The following is a 16677-nucleotide window of genomic DNA, read 5'->3' on the forward strand; positions in this document are numbered from 1 at the left end:
GCCATCATACGGCATCGTGCTTTTTTCTTTCCCTCTATTCCTGTATATATCCGCGAATCGTATCATGCAGCTGTCCGTTGGTAGCCACTAGAGAAGCCAGCTCCTCCACCCGAAAAGCTTTGTGACGATAGGGTACTCCCTGCCAATCCGTAATCGTGGCACCGGCTTCCCTGGCGATGACAATCCCTGCGGCCACGTCCATTATACTGGATCTCTGCATCACCACGTAATCGAGCCAGCCATTGGCGAGCAGACACCAGTCCAAAGCAGGAGCCACATTGCGCAGAAGGCGCTTGGTTTCCATGACAAATGGCTTGGTAAAGGCCAGCTCCTCTTCTTTCGTGATGGAATGACGCCCGCGAATATACGTGCCTACTGCTCGCGTCCGATCTGTTCGCTGATTGACTGATATTCTCTTTCCATTTAAATAAGCGCCCTTCCCTTTTTCAGCCCAGAACATTTGACCTGCGACGGGATTGTAGACGACACCCAGCACCAGTTCGTTTTGAACTTGCAAAGCAATCGAGATGGAAAAGTAAGGAAACCCAATGAAGTAATTGTTGGTTCCGTCGAGCGGATCGACAATCCACAGATATTCCGCTTCTCGCTCTACCAGTCCCACCTCTTCCGAAAAGATCGTATGGGTAGGAAAATGGCGGTGCAACACCTCGATGATGCGCCTTTCGCTCTCTTTGTCTTCCGGCAATTTGACGTCATTATGCAATTCTGCATCCGGAACGAGCTGCTCCAAAAAACGTTCCTGTAAAAAGTCCCCTGCCAATTTTGCTGCTTCTTTGGCAATCTCCAGCATTTTTTCCAACACCTCTTTCACGTATCCATCGCGTTTTTGCTTGCACCTAGCGGGTACCATAACTATGATAGAGAGATACCTTTACTACCCGAATAGGGAGGGGATACCAGATGAACAGTGATTTCATCCGTCTGAAGCATCTGGAAGGCGAATTGAAGCTGTCCCAGATGAACAAGAACGTCGGCTGCTCAATTACCAGCAAAGAACTGGTGTTCTTTAAACCTCATTTGACTTACCATCTGTTTTTGCACGACATCGTGAGTATGGTCCCGGTCAACCAGGAAGCGATCCCCGTGCCCTTTCGCAAAAACTCGGCTAACCAGCGCCCTTTTTTCGACTCCCAAACCTACAAGCTGGTTGCCAAATGGGCACGCGTCGTATCCCGTTCTGGTATCGTGGAGAAAGAAAACATGGAGTTCATCGTTCCAATCTCCTCCAAGATGCTGTCGTACATCTCGCAATACAGCGGTCTGGTTCTCATCCGTTGAATCATGTCCGGCAAAAGCCTCTATTTTCCCACTCGGCGAAAATAGAGGCTTTCCTATTCATCCATCCGATTTACTTCTTCAGGACGATAAATGTCCCCGTTCCGTGTGCGACTCGCTTGTTGCGCTCGTCGTAGATACTGGTATCCATCACCACCAACGTTTGACCGCGATGTAAAAACGTCGCTTCCGAGCGCAATCGCGTTCCTTTTGCTGGACGCAGGTAGTTCACCTTCAATTCCGTCGTCACCGCATACTTGTCCTCAGGCAGGGAACGGTTGATCAGCGATCCCATCGTAGAATCAATCAGTGTAGCCAGTATGCCGCCATGAACGGCTCCAGTCGAGTTGTGCATGAACGGTGTGATCGGAATCTCGAAGGAATAGGTGCGCTCATCGAGAAATTGTCCCTTCAATCCTAAAAATCCGGATAAAAAGGCGCTTTTCCTCTCTCTCTTCTGACGAATGGACTGAAGAGCCAATTCGAGGATTTGACGTTCCTCGTCGCTCCCTTCATCCAAGATGTTTTTTAATTCTTCTATCATTTTTTCACTCCACCCTAAAATTGTCACTTCCTTTATTGTAGAGCAATCTATCGCTTTTTTCCACGCCGCCAGACTGCTGTGTGTGCTTGAAAACCCTCCATTCCGAGCCAATGTTCAGACTTTTACGGTTGTTTCTATTTAGGGAAAAGTGTTAAGATAGTGCAAAATAGAACGCAGGTTTTTCTATTAGGAAGGGAGAGATTTTCAAGTGGCTAGACTCAGAAGTGACATGATTAAAAAAGGCTTTGACCGCGCTCCACATCGCAGCTTGCTGCGTGCTGCAGGCGTTAAGGATGAGGATTTTGACAAACCGTTTATCGCGATCTGCAATTCGTACATCGACATTATTCCGGGGCATGTGCACTTGCAGGAATTTGGGAAAATCGTGAAGGAAGCTGTTCGTGCAGCAGGAATGGTTCCGTTTGAATTTAATACCATCGGTGTCGATGACGGGATTGCGATGGGTCACATCGGAATGCGCTATTCCCTTCCGAGCCGTGAAATTATCGCAGACAGCCTGGAAACAGTGGTTTCCGCTCACTGGTTCGACGGCATGATCTGTATTCCAAACTGTGACAAAATTACTCCTGGGATGATCATGGGCGCTCTGCGCGTGAACATTCCGACAGTTTTCGTTACTGGTGGACCGATGAAAGCCGGAAAGACCAGCGACGGACGTGCGATTTCCCTTTCTTCCGTATTTGAAGGTGTAGGGGCTTACCAAGCTGGCCTGATTGATGACAAGCAGCTGGACGAGCTGGAGCAATACGGATGTCCTACTTGCGGCTCCTGTTCGGGTATGTTTACCGCAAACTCGATGAACTGCCTGCTCGAGGCTCTCGGTCTCGCTATGCCGGGCAATGGTACCGTCCTCGCTGTCTCTCCAGAGCGCAAGGAGCTGGTTAAAGCATCTGCTGAAACACTGAAGCATCTGATCGAACGCGATATCAAACCGCGCGATATCGTAACCCAAGAAGCAATCGACGACGCTTTTGCCCTCGATATGGCAATGGGCGGTTCTACCAATACTGTATTGCACACCCTGGCAATCGCTCAGGAAGCTGGCATCGAGTACTCGATCGAGCGCATCAATGAGGTAGCCAAACGCATTCCAAACATCTGCAAGCTGGCTCCTTCCTCTGATTATCACATCGAGGATTGCCACGAGGCAGGCGGCGTTTCCGCCATTCTGAAGGAAATCGCGAAAAAGCCTGGCGCGATCCATCCTGACCGCATCACGGTTACAGGAAAAACGCTCGGCGAGAACTTTGCAGAAGCTGAAATCAAGAACGACAAGGTCATTCGTCGTCTGGACAATCCTTACAGCGAGTCTGGCGGTCTGTCCGTCCTCTTCGGAAACATCGCAGAGCAAGGCGCGATCATCAAAACAGGCGGCGTCGATCCTTCCATCAAGAGACACGAAGGCCCTGCCATCTGCTTCGACTCCCAAGAAGATTGCCTCGCCGGGATCGCTGCAGGCAAGATCAAATCTGGCCATGTCGTTGTAATTCGCTACGAAGGCCCTAAAGGCGGCCCTGGCATGCCTGAGATGCTCGCACCAACTTCTCAGATCGTCGGTATGGGTCTCGGCAAAGAAGTGGCTCTCGTCACAGATGGACGCTTCTCTGGAGCTTCTCGCGGAATCAGTATCGGCCACGTGTCACCTGAAGCAGCTGAAGGTGGACCGATCGCTTTCGTTGAAGACGGCGACATCATCTCCATCGATCTGGAGGCACGCACGATCGAATTGCACGTCGATGAAGCCGAGCTGGCTCGTCGTAAAGAAGCCAACTGGAAAGAATTCGAGCCGAAAGTGAAAACAGGCTACCTGGCTCGTTACTCCAAAATGGTTACGAACGCCAGCATGGGCGGCATTCTGAAAATCTAGTTGTTCGGATACACCCTTTTATAAGGGAGCTTCTCATCGTTTATCCAACGAGAGGAGGCTCCCTTTCTTGTTTTCTCCTCTCCCATCTACTGTATCAATAGTCCCTTGCCGAGGCTTGTTCAGGAAGGTGTCGTATCGTTTTTGGCGGAAAAATACCTGTGCTGAAAAAAGGGAAACCCCGTAGATAGTCGTGCTTGGGTGTTGTTCTAAGGTTAAACCTTGCTCATATTCAGCTTTGAGGATGGTTTTAAATGATCATGAAATGACGGAAAAAAACAAAGCTGTCGCCAGGAAACAGGAGAAATAAGCGAAGATCTTTGGGCTACCTACCGAGATAGAGTGAAAAAAACGAAACACGCTCTTAAGCGTCCACCCATGAGAGACTCCTTCGAGGCGGCTGCTTTGGACGCGGTTTCGTTTTTTTCACGGAGTCGGGCATTGAATCTCCTGCGCTGGTAGCCCAAGAATCTGGAGCGTTTTCTCCTGTTTCCTGCCCACCACTACGGTCGGATCAACTATTTAAGATAAACGGAGTACAAAAGACCTCTCACCGTCTGAATGCGACGAAATGAGAGGTCCTCAATGACTATTTCCTGTTTTAACAGGATTTGCTTTTCTATGATATTGAAACTATTTCATCACTCAGGCGTCTTACCTATAGAATCGCAAAAAACCTAAGCTAGGGGACTACATCACCCTACGCGCTGAAACGAAGCGCTTTTCCCAGGACGTGCCTTTAAAACTGGTGAAGGTCACACCCGGTTTCCCGTATGTATGTAAGAGTTTGTTATTTCCAGCATAAATCGCGACATGCGTGATTCTTTTGGATGACGTCGTCGTGCTCGACTTGAAGAATACCAGGTCTCCTTTTTTCAGATTGCTTTTGGACACACTGGATCCTTTTTTTGCTTGTGAACGAGAATCACGCGGCAATTCCTTGCCGATCGCCTCTCTAAATACACGTTGCGTAAAAGAAGAGCAATCAAACACAGCAGTCGTACTTTTGCTGGCACCAAATTTATAGGGCCTTCCCAAATATTTTTTCCCAGTATTGATCACCTTGTCTGCCTTGCTCTGACTCCAGGCGGCATGGGCTACTCCCACTCCGGGGTCTCCTGGAATCGGGGCTACCATCGCAGTTATCCCCAACGTAACTCCCATCAGGATGCTTACTAGTGTTTTTCTTACTTTCATGTGGTTCATCCTCCCTTTTGAAAAGTTTGGCTGACTTCTGATGTTTTCTACTCTACCACCCCTATCTTCTCTACGAAATTGGCAAAAAGTTACCAAATGCCATATCCACTTTAGGACAAGATTTCCACTTGACGCCCTAAAGCGCGGTTTTATAGGCATTTGTCAAATTTTCAGTTAATTTTATTACCAACATGTTCCTCCGTTTTACTCCAATTTTTTCCCCCACTAATATTGCTCCTTTCGCATATCCTGTGAGTTTTCTCCTATGTATCCTTGTAAAAAATCCCTACCACCCTGAAAACAGCTTGGTCTTTACTGGAACACTAGCTTCTCGTTGTTCTAGCTACTTGCAACATGCGAGGACTCATCGTAAAGTTAATAGGAGTTCGTTTTCAAGGAGGCACATATGCGACTACGTAATATCCCAGGCGCCGAGTCGGCCCTGAGAGAATATCCGACGTTCGTGGACAACCCGGTTTCGTACAAGGGAAAGTGGCGTGAACGTTTCGGCAATGACAACCCCATCCATGTGGAGATCGGCTGCGGAAAAGGGCGCTTCATTAATACACTGGCTGAGCGACACCCTGACATCAATTTTATTGCGGTAGAATTGAAAGCCGAGGTCGTCCTGAGAGCCGTGCAACGGACAGAGTACCGCAAGATCCCCAATCTTGCCTTTGTTCAATATAATGCGGCAGTTCTTACAGAGCTGTTCGCTGACCAGGAAATCTCCCGACTCTATCTCAATTTCAGCGATCCGTGGCCCAAAACACGTCACGCGAAACGTCGTCTCACCTATTCCAGCTTTCTGAACACCTATCGCCAGGTGCTGAAAGCAGACGGTGAAATTCATCTCAAAACAGATAATGAAAAATTGTTTGAGTTCTCGCTCAACCAATTTGCCGCAGAGCGTTTTCAAATGCGCAACATCACCTTTGACCTCCATCAATCCAAGTTGGCTGCAGACAATGTGATGACCGAATACGAAGAACGTTTTTCTTCAAGAGGTCAACGAATCTATCGTGTAGAGGCTAGCTGCCAAATCCAATAAAGTGCTTACGCTAGACTCCTCCAAGGGATCGCTTGCATGCCTTGGAGGAACCTCTTGATATTCGATAGGTTGAAATCCGTGTGAAAGGCTGAAGAATGCGCCAATGAAAGGATTAAATCACGATTTCTATTTATCCCACACATCCCTTTTGCTGCATCGTTTGAAAATTATCTCTTTTGGCTTGCTTCTATTTTATGCATTCTATTTATATGTCGATTTCGTACTCTACCAGGATGTATTTGGCACCTCCTTTCACACGACCTTATTGGTAACGCATACAACGGGATTTGTGGCTTCTCTCCTCTATCTGTATTTGCATGCTGTCACCAAAAATAACGATCGTTTCCTTCACTCGACTTGGCCTACTTGGATTATTCTCTTCTATGTCACCTCGTACATCGGTTCCAGTGCACTTAACAGTTATAAAATGACCGGTAATCATGATGCATACTTGATGATTCCTTATGGGGTTGCGGTCATGCTGCCCATCCGCCCCAAGCATTTTCTAACCATTCTCATACTGGTTCACAGTTTCTTTCTATTCGGTCTGAGTACGCTAATCGACGACTCATCTCTTCTCATATCCAAACAAATCAATACAACGCTTGCTGTCTTTATCTCTTTGATCGTCTTGCTCACATTCTACTCATCGTTTAAAAAAGACTTCTTTCATGGAAAAAAACAGCTCGAGATGCAAAAGAATTTCCGTACGCTTTTTGAAATCAATCCTTATCCACTCTTTCTTTCCCGACTTCATGATGGTGAAATCCTTCTGATGAATAAGACTGCTGTAAATCAGAACCCACATATCAAAGAAGGCTCTTCCCTGACAGATCTTCAATTTGTATTTAACAACCCCCAAGAGCGTCACGCACTCACAGACCAACTGCAACAACAAGGCAGCATCAAAAACTACACCCTCAAGCAAGAGCTTACTCCGGACTTTACGAGATGGGTGATGGTGAATTATGAGCTGATCGAGTACGACCATGAGACCTGTATCTTATCGGGCGTTACTGATATCACCCAGATGAAAAAGATGGAGGAGGATCTGACCCAACACGCTTCCACAGACGTGCTGACGGGAATCTTGAATCGCAGAAGCGGCATTGCCCTGATGCATAGTGCCCTTTCTCAGACCCATGTGGAGCATAGGGAGTCCATCATCTGCTTTGTCGATTTGAACAATTTGAAAGCGGTTAACGATCACTACGGTCATCAGGCCGGAGATGATATGATCAAGGATTTCTGCGCAGTGGTCAAGCAGCAGTTGAGCCCCGAGGATGTCTTTTTCCGCTATGGCGGGGACGAGTTCATCATTCTTTTTTACCAGAAAGGGCTTCAAGAGGCACAGCGAATCTGGGATGCGATCCAGCATGCGGCCGAAGCATACAATCGCACTTCAGGAAAACCTTATTCGCTTTCCGCTAGTCATGGATATTATCCATACGACCCAAGCAGGAACGTCTCTCTCGACGAAATCATTCATCTGGCTGATCAGGAAATGTATAAGGAAAAGCTGAGGATGAAAAGTGTGGTAAAATAGGGAAGGATCAACTTGGCTGAATAGACAAGATTGGGGGCAAAGCATGTCTACGTTTTATGAAGCAAAAAACCGTACACGACCGAGAACGCAATGATAAGCTGGATGCGCTCATCCACCTTCTAAAAGAAAGAGAACGGCAGGAGTAGATGCCGTTCTCTTTTTTTTCTATACATCCCTTTTTTGAAAGACGCGAATCGCCAGCAGCAAGGCGACCAGCCCGTACCCTATCGTATAGTAAATCATCGCCGTGCTCGGGGGTGAGGAGGTGCCAAAAATCCCTTGAGACGCAAAGGAAATCGGATTGTCCACTGTCTCAAACAAGGAAAGCGTGGTAAGCCTGAACAGAGAGTCTGTCGGGAACAGCAGACTGGATACGATCCCGATATTGATCAGCGATTCCTGGTCAATCAAGGAGCCCAGCTGTTCGACAAAACCGCCAATGAAGCTGATCCCGTACAGGATGATCAGAATGATTCCACCTGTCACGGTCGTGGTCATGCTGCTCATCAAGAGAGAGACACTGACCAGGATGACGGGCAGCAGGACAAAATAGCCCAATCCGGACAACAGCTGGCCCGCGCTCACCTGCACAGCCACCAAGCCACCCCCTACCCACTGGTTGATTGCGAGCAACCCCAGAAACAAGAGTGCTGCATACAGAATCAACATACTCGATAAGCCAAAAAATTTGCCGAGCATATATTGTTTGCGTGTCAAGGAACGGGCAAGCCACGTATCGATCTGGTGGCTCTCGATCTCTGAGGCAATGCTGCCGACACTGCTGAGAATAGCCAACAAAGCCGTAATGATGGAGCCAAAGTAGAGTCCCATGCCCAGCAATTGCGTAGAGAAGAAGCCCTTCATCATCACGCCATCGCTCCCAATACGCCCCATCATGTCATTCACTTCTCGTGCTGCGAACCAGGTCGCTACGCCAAAAAGAATGATGAAGGCAAGGGACATCAAGATCGTAATCGTAAAAATACGCTTGGAGATCATTTCCCTATACGTGATTTTGATGATTGGCCACATGCGCTTCTCTCTCCTTTTGCTGGACCCAGTACAAAAATACATCCTCCAGAGATTGCTGCTTGCGTACGACTTCATGAACAGCCGCACCGCTTGCGATTAACCCTTCCAACAAGGCAGGAACACGCCCATCCCGATCCAGCGTGACGAGCCAGGTCGTCTGACCCTCCACGTCTCTCAACAAGCGATTTTCGGTCACGAACGGCAAGAGTTCATGCCAGTTTTGGCTAGCCTGCTCCAGGGTAATCTCGATCTGAGGCTTGACTGCGCTCAGTTTGCGCCACTCCCCATGCACCACAAGCTCGCTGCGGTGAATAATCCCCACATGGTCACATACCGTTTCCATTTCACTGAGCAAGTGACTATTGAGAAAGATCGTTTTACCCTGATCACGCAGCTGCGCGATCAATTCCCTGACCTCTTTTCTTCCGATCGGGTCCAAGGCTGATGTCGGCTCATCCAGAAAAATCAAGTCCGGATCAGAAAGAAGCGCGCAGGCCAGCCCGATCCGCTGCTGCATGCCTTTGGAATACCCGCGAATACGCTCATCGACTCGTCCGGACAGACCGACGCGTTCTACGACTTCGTGGATGATTCGTTTTCGCTCACTTCTCGTAAGTCCGCATATTTCTCCGTGATGCTCCAGCAATTGTCTTCCCGTCAGCCAATCTGGATAACGGAACAATTCGGGCAAGTATCCTACTTTTCTTCGAGATGCCTCCGTCCCGATCGGCTGCCCCAGCATTGTCGCCTTCCCTTCTGTAGGATGCAACAAGCCGAGCATCGTGCGTACAAAGGTGCTTTTCCCGGCACCATTCTGCCCGAGAAATCCAAAGACGGTACCTCGTGGAACTTGTAGAGTAATCTCCTTGCATCCGCCTTTGCCATCGTATTGTTTGGAAAGCCCCCAGGTTTCAATTACATTGCCAGACATGCTTACCTCCTCTAACGGCTTAAACGGGAGAAAGCAGAGCCCACCAGTGATTGGTGGAAGGCTCTGCCATTCCGACTTCTATTTACTTCAGTTTTTTAGCCAAAGCCAGCAATTGATCTCCAGATTGCGCTGCACCGTCCAGCATGTGAATCGAACCGTAATGCTGCCACATCAAATAGGAGCGGTGCTCGGAATCGACGAGCAGACCAGGTTGACCGTTAATCTTCACTTCCTTGACCTGATTGTCCTTGTCTTCAACATATGGCATCGGCAATGTAGACTGCCAATCCTCGATGTCTACCATCTGTTTTCTCACATGATCCGGGATGAAGGGCAGTGCCAGCACGGTGTCGCGAAGTTCTGCCAGGTCAACATCCTGCGGTGCTTGCAGCTGCAAGCTGTCGACTACATTATAAGTAAATTCCCCGTCGTCGGATTTCAAATACATGTTGATGCTTTGCGGGACTTTCAGCGAGAAGCGTTCACCGTTCAGCTTGTCATCAAAGCGATTCTCCACTCCGATTTGGGCAAGCAGGCTGTTTGCCTTCTCTGTGTTGATCTCAAAATGCACCGTGTGAGCACCGTGTACATCCAGACCGTTGATCTTGACGTCCTCAGGCAAAGCGGGCAGCTCGACACCTGCTTCCACCGCCTTTTCCTTCGTCTCGTACCAGACGGAGCCCATGGAGTCCTTGTCAGATTCATCGATGCTCAGCTTGCCGATGCCATTCAGCTCCAGCTCCCCTGCGTTGCCAGAGGATAGCCACGATTCCGCATGCTGCAGATCTTCTTGTGTCACTTTTACAAAGGCTACTTTATCTACCCGGAAAATGGACAAGAGATCTTTGGCTGCCGCTTGCACTTGCGGGAACGAGAGTGCTGTCACGACGACTGCCGCCGCCGATACTCCTGCCATCCATTGCTTTGTACGTTTGTTCATATTCGCCCAGCTCCTCTTTTTCATTCGACTGTTTTGATCCACATGACTACCTGTCGTTCTTTGCTTGCCCTTGTTCATCTGAGCAGAGAATGCTTGCCACGCAGCGTCTGTATCTACCTGCATCGATTGGGGAGACGGGAAGAAGGTTTGCTCGACCTTTCCTTTTGTCCAGCTATCCAGCTCAGCCAACTCGATAAAATGCTCCAGACACGACTGGCATGTCTCCAGATGACTAGAGAAACGCTGGAACTCTTCGTGACTGCATTCTCCATCCAGATACGCCTGGATAAAGCCTTCATCCATGCATTTCATCATGCGTCCCCCCTCATCTGCTTGTAGATGCTCCGAAACTTCTTCTTGGCGCGTGACAGAATCGTACCTATCGACCCTACTTCAACACCTGTCGCTTTTGCCAACTCCGCGTAAGGAAAGCCGGAATATTTCATGACCAGAATGGTTCGATCTCGTTCGTCCAGCTCTGCCAACACTTCTCGCACGCTTTCGATCTCCTCTTTTTCCAACCACATCTCTTCGGAGGAAGGGGTTGATCGCTCTTGCTCAGCGGCTACCCGTTCCTGTCGCTCGCTTCTGCGTTTTTCCGACCGCAGATAGTTATAGGCTGCGTATACAGAGGCTTTTGACAGCCAAGCTGGAATATGTTCTATGACAGATCGATCGGTATGATAAAACGAGAGGAAAACATCCTGGGCTAGATCCTCGGCAGTTTGCTGGTCTTTTACAATCCGCATGATTTGGCGGACCACAAAAGGATAATAGGCCGTAAACAATTCCTGAAAGCTGTTTGACTCTGCCTTCAACCCGATTGAGTGAATCGCCAGCTTTGCCTGCATCTCCACTTCTTTCCCTCCTTTCGCTTCGTTCATCCTATAGAAACCGCCAAATCGATTTTTGTGACACCCTGTATCCATTTTTCTTGAAAACTTTTTTTCGGTCGCACTCACTATCACTCCATTCTTTTCCGATACACCCTATAGGGGGGAGTCTATGTGAACAAGGTTTCCTTTCTTCAAGAAAAAAGCTCATTTCATATGAAATACCCGGAGCAAAGCGACCTCGCCTTCTATCGATGGTTCACCGAACAACACCCGCAGGAAGCGATCGGCTGGTATCACCTGGGGCGAGAAAGAGAAGCCCGCGGCGAACAGGAGCTGGCGATTGCTGCCCACCGGCGCGCCCTGCATGCCAAGCCCGGGCCTTATTTCGAAGAAGCAAGGCAAGCGTACCAGGATTTACTGCGTGCCAAACAAAAAGATACATGGAAAAAACGTTCCCGACTCTTGCTTGGCTCGCTATTGTTTTTCTATCTGCAATTCGTATTTTCGCCGGGCTTGCTGACGGACCCGTTCCCTGCCCTTGCACCTGCATCCGCTGCGTCCGAATTGACGCAACAGCCTGGTGAAGAGCAGCCCCATGTCGAAGTGATTGCAGTACCACCATCTCTTAGTCTGTCCGAAATGCAAGAACAGGTAAGGCGCTATTTGGGAGCGCGACGCCCATCCTTATCACAGCCGTACACACTTCTGGTGGTTCCGCAGGCCCCGCTCCTGCAGCCGTTTACACCGCTGCTCTTCTATCAGCCAAAAGAAGTTCTCGGCGTGCTCAGGTACAATCCTCTCACAAGAAGCGTCGTCAGTGAAAAATGGTTTCCAACGCCAGTCAGCTACACACAAGAGCCATCTTTGAAAGAAACGAAGGATGCATTTGTCCAAGAACAGTCTGTTTTGCAGCACATCATCACGTTGCGCAATGCTCTTTATCGCCATGTTCAACTAAAGGGTGGGCTCCCAGCACGACTGTCCGATCTGGCAGGCGCCTATCCCGGCAACAGCTTGCCACAAATCCCGCTGCCTCCAGCTGATCTGGGACTGGCTGCATATCCGTATCATCCGGAACGCTTCGATCCTGCCCAGGCATGGGATTCGTTGCGTGAAGTGCTGCCTCTGCCTGGCTATCCGGAGCCTGCTCAGCCCCTTGAGCCAATGCAGATCCATCTGTTTCAGGAAGCTCACAGGATGGAGTTGAGAAGTGGCTCCCATCTGATTCGCAGCTATCCGATTGGACTCGGGAAAAACAGCTCCACGCCAGATGGGTATTTCACGATCCTGCAAAAAATCAGCAAGCCCCGTGGCCATGACAATATATACGGCACACGCGGCCTGGTCTTCATCCAGGAGGGCTACGCCATTCACGGGACTAATGATCCGAGCAGCATCGGAGAATACGCTTCTCTGGGCTGTGTACGCCTCCTCAATGAGGCAGTCGAGGAATTGTACAGCTTTGTCTCCCTCGGCACTGAAGTGATCATCTCTGCTCTGCCGAATGCCGGCGCTGCCTGGAGCAATCCGCCGCCTTTCATTCTGGAGCCAGGCCCAGAGGAAGAAACTCCTCATGTGGTCTACAAATGGCTGCATTGATCAATCGCTAGACAGGACGATACAAGATCAAAAAAGTTACGTTCCGCAAAAAAAGCGTGTCCTCCATTTTCCAGAGGAACACGCTTTTTTCTATAAACGCTCGATCGGTACATTTCCGGGCAGCTTGTAGGGGTCTTTTTTATCGATGTAATCATAAAACATGATTCCGTTCAAATGATCGATCTCATGCTGCATGACAATCGAGCCGTACCCTTTAAATGCCAGAAGCACTTCATTTCCATCCATATCGTAGGCTCTCACTTTGATCCTTTGATAGCGCGGCACATACCCTTTCACAGGTCGATCCACAGAAAGACAGCCTTCTCCTTCTGACAGATAGATGATCCCTACCGAATGACTGATAATCTTTGGATTGATCAGCATGTATTCGTGCTGATCCCCGTATTCGTCTGTGAAGTATGCGACGAACATCCGCTTATCCAGGCCGATTTGATTGGCGGACAGCCCTACGCCGGGACGCAAGCGGTACTGCTTGGATAATTCGGGGTCCTGGCTGTTCTTGAGATACTGCATCATGCAATGCAGCTCCTCCACCACTTCTTCCCCCGGCGGCAGGCTCACTTCCTCGGTCACTTTTCGCAGGATTTTGGCGCCTTCACGTACGATATCCTTCATTCGGATCGTGTATTCCCTGTTGAACTTGCTCAATTTCTAGCACCTCGTTCCTATTTCCCTAGTTCCTTTTTTGAATGGCTGACTACCGCTTGTAAACATGCAAGGACGGCAAAAACGCGCCCCCCAAGAGGAGAACGCGCTTTTGCATTTATTTTTCTTCTTCCAATTGACTGATTGTTTCTTCTGTCTCGGCTTCTGGATTCCAGTAGTCGAGCACCTTTCCTTGCAGGACTTTTCCCTCGATGAACTTCACTTGCTGCTCGCTAAAATCAGCGGTCCACTCAATGCCAAGCTCCTTGGCCAAACGCACTACTGTCAACAATTCTGACCAAGCGACATAGCGTTTATACCAGAAAAATTGAGGCTGCTCGTTCATGTATGGGTAGAGATCATCAAAATCGGTGTGTTTACAGTCGAGAGCTCGCTCAAAATTCACCTTGGCTCGTCGTAATTGCTCCATGAAAAATGGGGGTAAATCTGTTTTTGCGAAGTCAGACATAGACTTTCCCTCCTGTCTCCCGATTTATAGGTATTGTACCACGCCAAGAAAGATGTGCAAATAGCTGAAAGTGTTTGCTTACCTTATCTATTCAATTCATCAGCCGTGTGTGTCATTGGACTGAGTTTCTTCTGTCGGTGGTGGCGGAAGCTCAATACCTGGCGAAGTTGTACCAGGATCAGGCGTGAAGATGTCTGGCGGCGTCACGGGTATTTCTCCTGAATTCTCACCATTCCCAGAATTTCCTCCATTCCCGTTGTTTCCATTATTTCCATTATTGCCATGGTTCCCTGCGTTTCCTGGAAATCCACCACCTGGCTGCTCAGAAGTTCCTCCATCCGACCAGTCTCCCGGCTGCTGTCCGTCTCCCTCGATCGGGAATTCCGTACCATCCTCGTGGTGCTGTTCCGCTCCCTCAAACAGCTTTTCCAGCTCCTTGGTGTTCACATCGACCATTTTGGAAGGTGTTTTTTCCTCTCCATCCGCTGTTTTCGGCACTACCATATACTGGTACAAGGTCGTGCTGTCTAACACGTCAACGTATTGGCTTTCTGCCAGATCTTTTGCGATCAGGACGCGTTCGCCGCTTGGCTTGATGCGATACACATCATACGTGTAATCCGGCAGACCGCCAATCCAGCTCAGTACGACGACCACTTTGTCATTATCCAGCGTCATATCTGCGGCCAAATCAATCGGAGGTACGGTCTCTTCCTCCTCCTCCTGACCACGCAAGCCAGCAGGTTGAACGAACTGCCCGGACTTGACGCCTTTCAATCCTTCTCCAAGCACTTTGGAGAACATACCCGCCGTCATGCTGCTTCCCTGGGTCATCAAATGCTGTTTGTCCTCAGGCTCAAAGCCCATCCAGACTGCGGCCACGTACTCAGGCGTATAGCCGACGAACCAGGCGTCCTTATTCACATTGCTGCCGCCTGCCATCGATTGTGTCGTACCTGTTTTTCCTGCTACAGGACGACCAGAAATGCGTGCAGCCTTACCCGTACCTTCTTGCACGGCTCGTTCCAGCATGGTGTGCACTTCCCAGGATGCTTCCGGCTTCAGCACATTCGTCTGCTTCACTTCATGGACATGCGCTACGCCGAGGCTCCTGTTTTCGATCTTGCTGATGGAAAATGCCTCGGAGACAACGCCGCCATTGGCAAATGCCGTATACGCCTGAGCCATCTTCAATGGAGACGTCCCTTTGTCCAAACCACCCAGTGCGATCGCCAGATTTCGGTCCTCAGGCGAGAGATCAATTCCGAAATTCTTCAGGTACTTCAAGCTTTCGCCTACGCCAATCTCGTTCAACAGCCATACAGCAGGTACGTTGAGTGAGTCAATCAAGGCGCGGTTCATGCTAACGGAATCACTGTACTTGTTGTTGTAGTTGCGTGGCTCATAGCCGTTGAAGCTCTGCTTCTTGTTGCTCAGCGAGGAATTTCTCCCCCATTTCTTGCTGTTCAAATCAATCGCCGGCGCAAAAACAGCCAGAGGCTTGAAGGTAGATCCCGGCTGACGCTGCATTTGTGTCGCGTAGTTAAAACCCTTGGCTACGTAGTTGCGGCCACCGATCATGCCAGCGATTCCGCCGTTTTTGGAGTCGACCACGATCATCGCGGATTCGACACCACGCTGTGCGCCGTCTTTCGGAAAGTTTTTCGGATTGCTGTACTGGTTTACCATCGCGTCCTGCATATTGGAATCAAGCGTGGTGTAAACGTACCAGCCTCCGCGATACAGCTCTTCTTCTGTCACATCGTACTTGGCTTCCGCTTCACGAAATACGTAATCAATGAACGCACGATTGCCTTTTTTAAATCCACTTTCTGAAGTCACTTTTGTCTCCTCAGGCAGTGGCTCGGCTTGTGCTTTTTCTTTCTCTTCCAACGTGATATGACCATCTTCGTTCATGAGACGGAGAATCGTATCTCGTCTTTCTTTTGCCTTTTCCCGGTTTGCGAATGGCGCATACACAGATGGTGCCTTTGGAATAGCTGCAAGCATGGCCGCTTCCGAAATGGTCAGATCGGAGGGCTTTTTATTAAAGTACACTCTCGCTGCATCTCCAACACCATAGACGCCTTCACCAAAGTAAATCTGGTTCAAGTACATCTCGACAATCTGATCCTTGGAGTAGTTGCGTTCAAGTGCGACCGCAATACTCATTTCCTTGGTTTTTCTCCAAAAGGTTTTCTCTGCAGAGAGAAATACTCGTCTCGCCAACTGCTGCGTAATGGTGCTGCCACCCTCTGCTAATGATCCTTTTTTAATGTCATTCACAATCGCTCCACCGATCCTGACCACATCAATACCTTTGTGCTCATAAAAGCGCTTATCCTCTACAGACAGTAGAGCGTCGATCAGCATCGGTGAAATTTCATTGAAGGGTGTGTAATCACTATTTTTTTGCCTTACTAAACTCATGATTTTTTTACCGTTTTTATCGAAAATAATAGATGGTTCTGTCTTCAAAGCATCTAGTTTTGTAGTATCGATCATCTTTTCTCCTGCATACAACAGGGAGAAGTAACCCCCAATAACGCTGAGGATTAAAAAGATGACAAAAGAAACGGTAAACATCAGCAGTTTATTTTTCTTTTTGACCCGTTTCTTAGCCTTTGTTGCCATAACTGACCTCCTAGTTCGTGATCTCACACAATTATAGACGAAAACAAATAA

Annotated in this window: 15 protein-coding genes; 5 read left to right on the top strand and 10 right to left on the bottom strand. The window is 48.9% G+C overall.

Annotated elements, in window-relative coordinates; translation table 11 throughout:
* Positions 1-34 precede the first annotated feature (34 nt).
* Entirely contained in the window at positions 35-811 is a 777-nt protein-coding gene (locus EDM52_RS08935; RefSeq protein ID WP_122908656.1) for an inositol monophosphatase family protein, read from the bottom strand.
* 110 nt (positions 812-921) lie between these two features.
* Here EDM52_RS08935 and EDM52_RS08940 point away from each other — a divergent pair, with 110 nt between their 5' ends.
* Positions 922-1299 carry a hypothetical protein gene (locus EDM52_RS08940; RefSeq protein WP_122908657.1) on the top strand — a complete coding sequence of 126 codons (378 nt, stop codon included), beginning with the start codon at positions 922-924 and terminating at the stop codon, positions 1297-1299.
* A gap of 70 nt (positions 1300-1369) precedes the next feature.
* Here EDM52_RS08940 and EDM52_RS08945 read toward each other — a convergent pair whose 3' ends face one another.
* Positions 1370-1840, bottom strand: coding sequence for a PaaI family thioesterase (locus EDM52_RS08945; protein WP_122908658.1), 471 nt, complete (start codon positions 1838-1840; stop codon positions 1370-1372).
* 208 nt (positions 1841-2048) lie between these two features.
* On the opposite strand from EDM52_RS08945, the gene ilvD reads away from it, so the two are divergent.
* Complete coding sequence (gene ilvD / locus EDM52_RS08950; RefSeq protein WP_122908659.1) at positions 2049-3728, top strand: dihydroxy-acid dehydratase; 1680 nt, start codon at positions 2049-2051, stop codon at positions 3726-3728.
* Between the two features lie 687 nt (positions 3729-4415).
* Here ilvD and EDM52_RS08955 read toward each other — a convergent pair.
* Complete coding sequence (locus tag EDM52_RS08955) at positions 4416-4922, bottom strand: C40 family peptidase (protein ID WP_122908660.1); 507 nt, start codon at positions 4920-4922, stop codon at positions 4416-4418.
* A 406-nt stretch (positions 4923-5328) separates the two neighbouring features.
* Here EDM52_RS08955 and trmB point away from each other — a divergent pair, with 406 nt between their 5' ends.
* Positions 5329-5973: a tRNA (guanosine(46)-N7)-methyltransferase TrmB gene (trmB, locus tag EDM52_RS08960; RefSeq protein ID WP_122908661.1), complete on the top strand. Its 645-nt coding sequence runs from the start codon at positions 5329-5331 to the stop codon at positions 5971-5973.
* A 103-nt stretch (positions 5974-6076) separates the two neighbouring features.
* Entirely contained in the window at positions 6077-7519 is a 1443-nt protein-coding gene (locus EDM52_RS08965) for a sensor domain-containing diguanylate cyclase (protein WP_122908662.1), read from the top strand.
* 165 nt (positions 7520-7684) lie between these two features.
* On the opposite strand, the gene EDM52_RS08970 is transcribed toward EDM52_RS08965, so the two are convergent.
* The 4 genes from EDM52_RS08970 to EDM52_RS08985 all read right to left on the bottom strand — a co-directional run bounded on the left by EDM52_RS08970 (position 7685) and on the right by EDM52_RS08985 (position 11306).
* Positions 7685-8551: an ABC transporter permease gene (locus EDM52_RS08970; protein ID WP_122908663.1), complete on the bottom strand. Its 867-nt coding sequence runs from the start codon at positions 8549-8551 to the stop codon at positions 7685-7687.
* A complete protein-coding gene (locus tag EDM52_RS08975) occupies positions 8523-9482 on the bottom strand; it encodes an ABC transporter ATP-binding protein (RefSeq protein WP_122908664.1) in 960 nt (319 codons plus the stop codon). The genes EDM52_RS08970 and EDM52_RS08975 overlap by 29 nt, the downstream gene beginning before the upstream one ends.
* An 82-nt stretch (positions 9483-9564) precedes the next feature.
* Positions 9565-10737 carry a zf-HC2 domain-containing protein gene (locus EDM52_RS08980; RefSeq protein WP_245996737.1) on the bottom strand — a complete coding sequence of 391 codons (1173 nt, stop codon included), beginning with the start codon at positions 10735-10737 and terminating at the stop codon, positions 9565-9567.
* Complete coding sequence (locus tag EDM52_RS08985; protein ID WP_245996738.1) at positions 10734-11306, bottom strand: RNA polymerase sigma factor SigX; 573 nt, start codon at positions 11304-11306, stop codon at positions 10734-10736. Before EDM52_RS08985 ends, EDM52_RS08980 begins: the two co-directional genes overlap by 4 nt.
* Positions 11307-11429: 123 nt before the next feature.
* On the opposite strand from EDM52_RS08985, the gene EDM52_RS08990 reads away from it, so the two are divergent.
* Complete coding sequence (locus tag EDM52_RS08990) at positions 11430-12857, top strand: L,D-transpeptidase (protein WP_122908666.1); 1428 nt, start codon at positions 11430-11432, stop codon at positions 12855-12857.
* A gap of 90 nt (positions 12858-12947) precedes the next feature.
* Here EDM52_RS08990 and def read toward each other — a convergent pair whose 3' ends face one another.
* From def to EDM52_RS09005, 3 genes are all read right to left on the bottom strand, one after another.
* Positions 12948-13526 (bottom strand): peptide deformylase, encoded by a 579-nt coding sequence (def, locus tag EDM52_RS08995; protein ID WP_122908667.1) that lies wholly within the window; start codon positions 13524-13526, stop codon positions 12948-12950.
* A gap of 115 nt (positions 13527-13641) precedes the next feature.
* Positions 13642-13992: a hypothetical protein gene (locus EDM52_RS09000; protein WP_122908668.1), complete on the bottom strand. Its 351-nt coding sequence runs from the start codon at positions 13990-13992 to the stop codon at positions 13642-13644.
* 99 nt (positions 13993-14091) lie between these two features.
* Positions 14092-16626 carry a transglycosylase domain-containing protein gene (locus EDM52_RS09005; protein ID WP_122908669.1) on the bottom strand — a complete coding sequence of 845 codons (2535 nt, stop codon included), beginning with the start codon at positions 16624-16626 and terminating at the stop codon, positions 14092-14094.
* Positions 16627-16677 lie beyond the last annotated feature (51 nt).

This window comes from Brevibacillus invocatus (genome assembly GCF_003710915.1).
In the GTDB taxonomy this organism is placed as follows: Bacteria; Bacillota; Bacilli; order Brevibacillales; family Brevibacillaceae; genus Brevibacillus; species Brevibacillus invocatus.

Coding starts and splice junctions, on each gene's coding strand:
- EDM52_RS09000 (WP_122908668.1), bottom strand. CDS start 13,992: ATGTCTGACTTCGCAAAAACAGATTTACCCCCATTTTTCATGGAGCAA.
- trmB (WP_122908661.1), top strand. CDS start 5,329: ATGCGACTACGTAATATCCCAGGCGCCGAGTCGGCCCTGAGAGAATAT.
- EDM52_RS08975 (WP_122908664.1), bottom strand. CDS start 9,482: ATGTCTGGCAATGTAATTGAAACCTGGGGGCTTTCCAAACAATACGAT.
- EDM52_RS08985 (WP_245996738.1), bottom strand. CDS start 11,306: ATGAACGAAGCGAAAGGAGGGAAAGAAGTGGAGATGCAGGCAAAGCTG.
- EDM52_RS08945 (WP_122908658.1), bottom strand. CDS start 1,840: ATGATAGAAGAATTAAAAAACATCTTGGATGAAGGGAGCGACGAGGAA.
- EDM52_RS08980 (WP_245996737.1), bottom strand. CDS start 10,737: ATGATGAAATGCATGGATGAAGGCTTTATCCAGGCGTATCTGGATGGA.
- EDM52_RS08955 (WP_122908660.1), bottom strand. CDS start 4,922: ATGAAAGTAAGAAAAACACTAGTAAGCATCCTGATGGGAGTTACGTTG.
- EDM52_RS08965 (WP_122908662.1), top strand. CDS start 6,077: ATGAAAGGATTAAATCACGATTTCTATTTATCCCACACATCCCTTTTG.
- EDM52_RS08940 (WP_122908657.1), top strand. CDS start 922: ATGAACAGTGATTTCATCCGTCTGAAGCATCTGGAAGGCGAATTGAAG.
- EDM52_RS08970 (WP_122908663.1), bottom strand. CDS start 8,551: ATGTGGCCAATCATCAAAATCACGTATAGGGAAATGATCTCCAAGCGT.
- EDM52_RS09005 (WP_122908669.1), bottom strand. CDS start 16,626: ATGGCAACAAAGGCTAAGAAACGGGTCAAAAAGAAAAATAAACTGCTG.
- EDM52_RS08935 (WP_122908656.1), bottom strand. CDS start 811: ATGCTGGAGATTGCCAAAGAAGCAGCAAAATTGGCAGGGGACTTTTTA.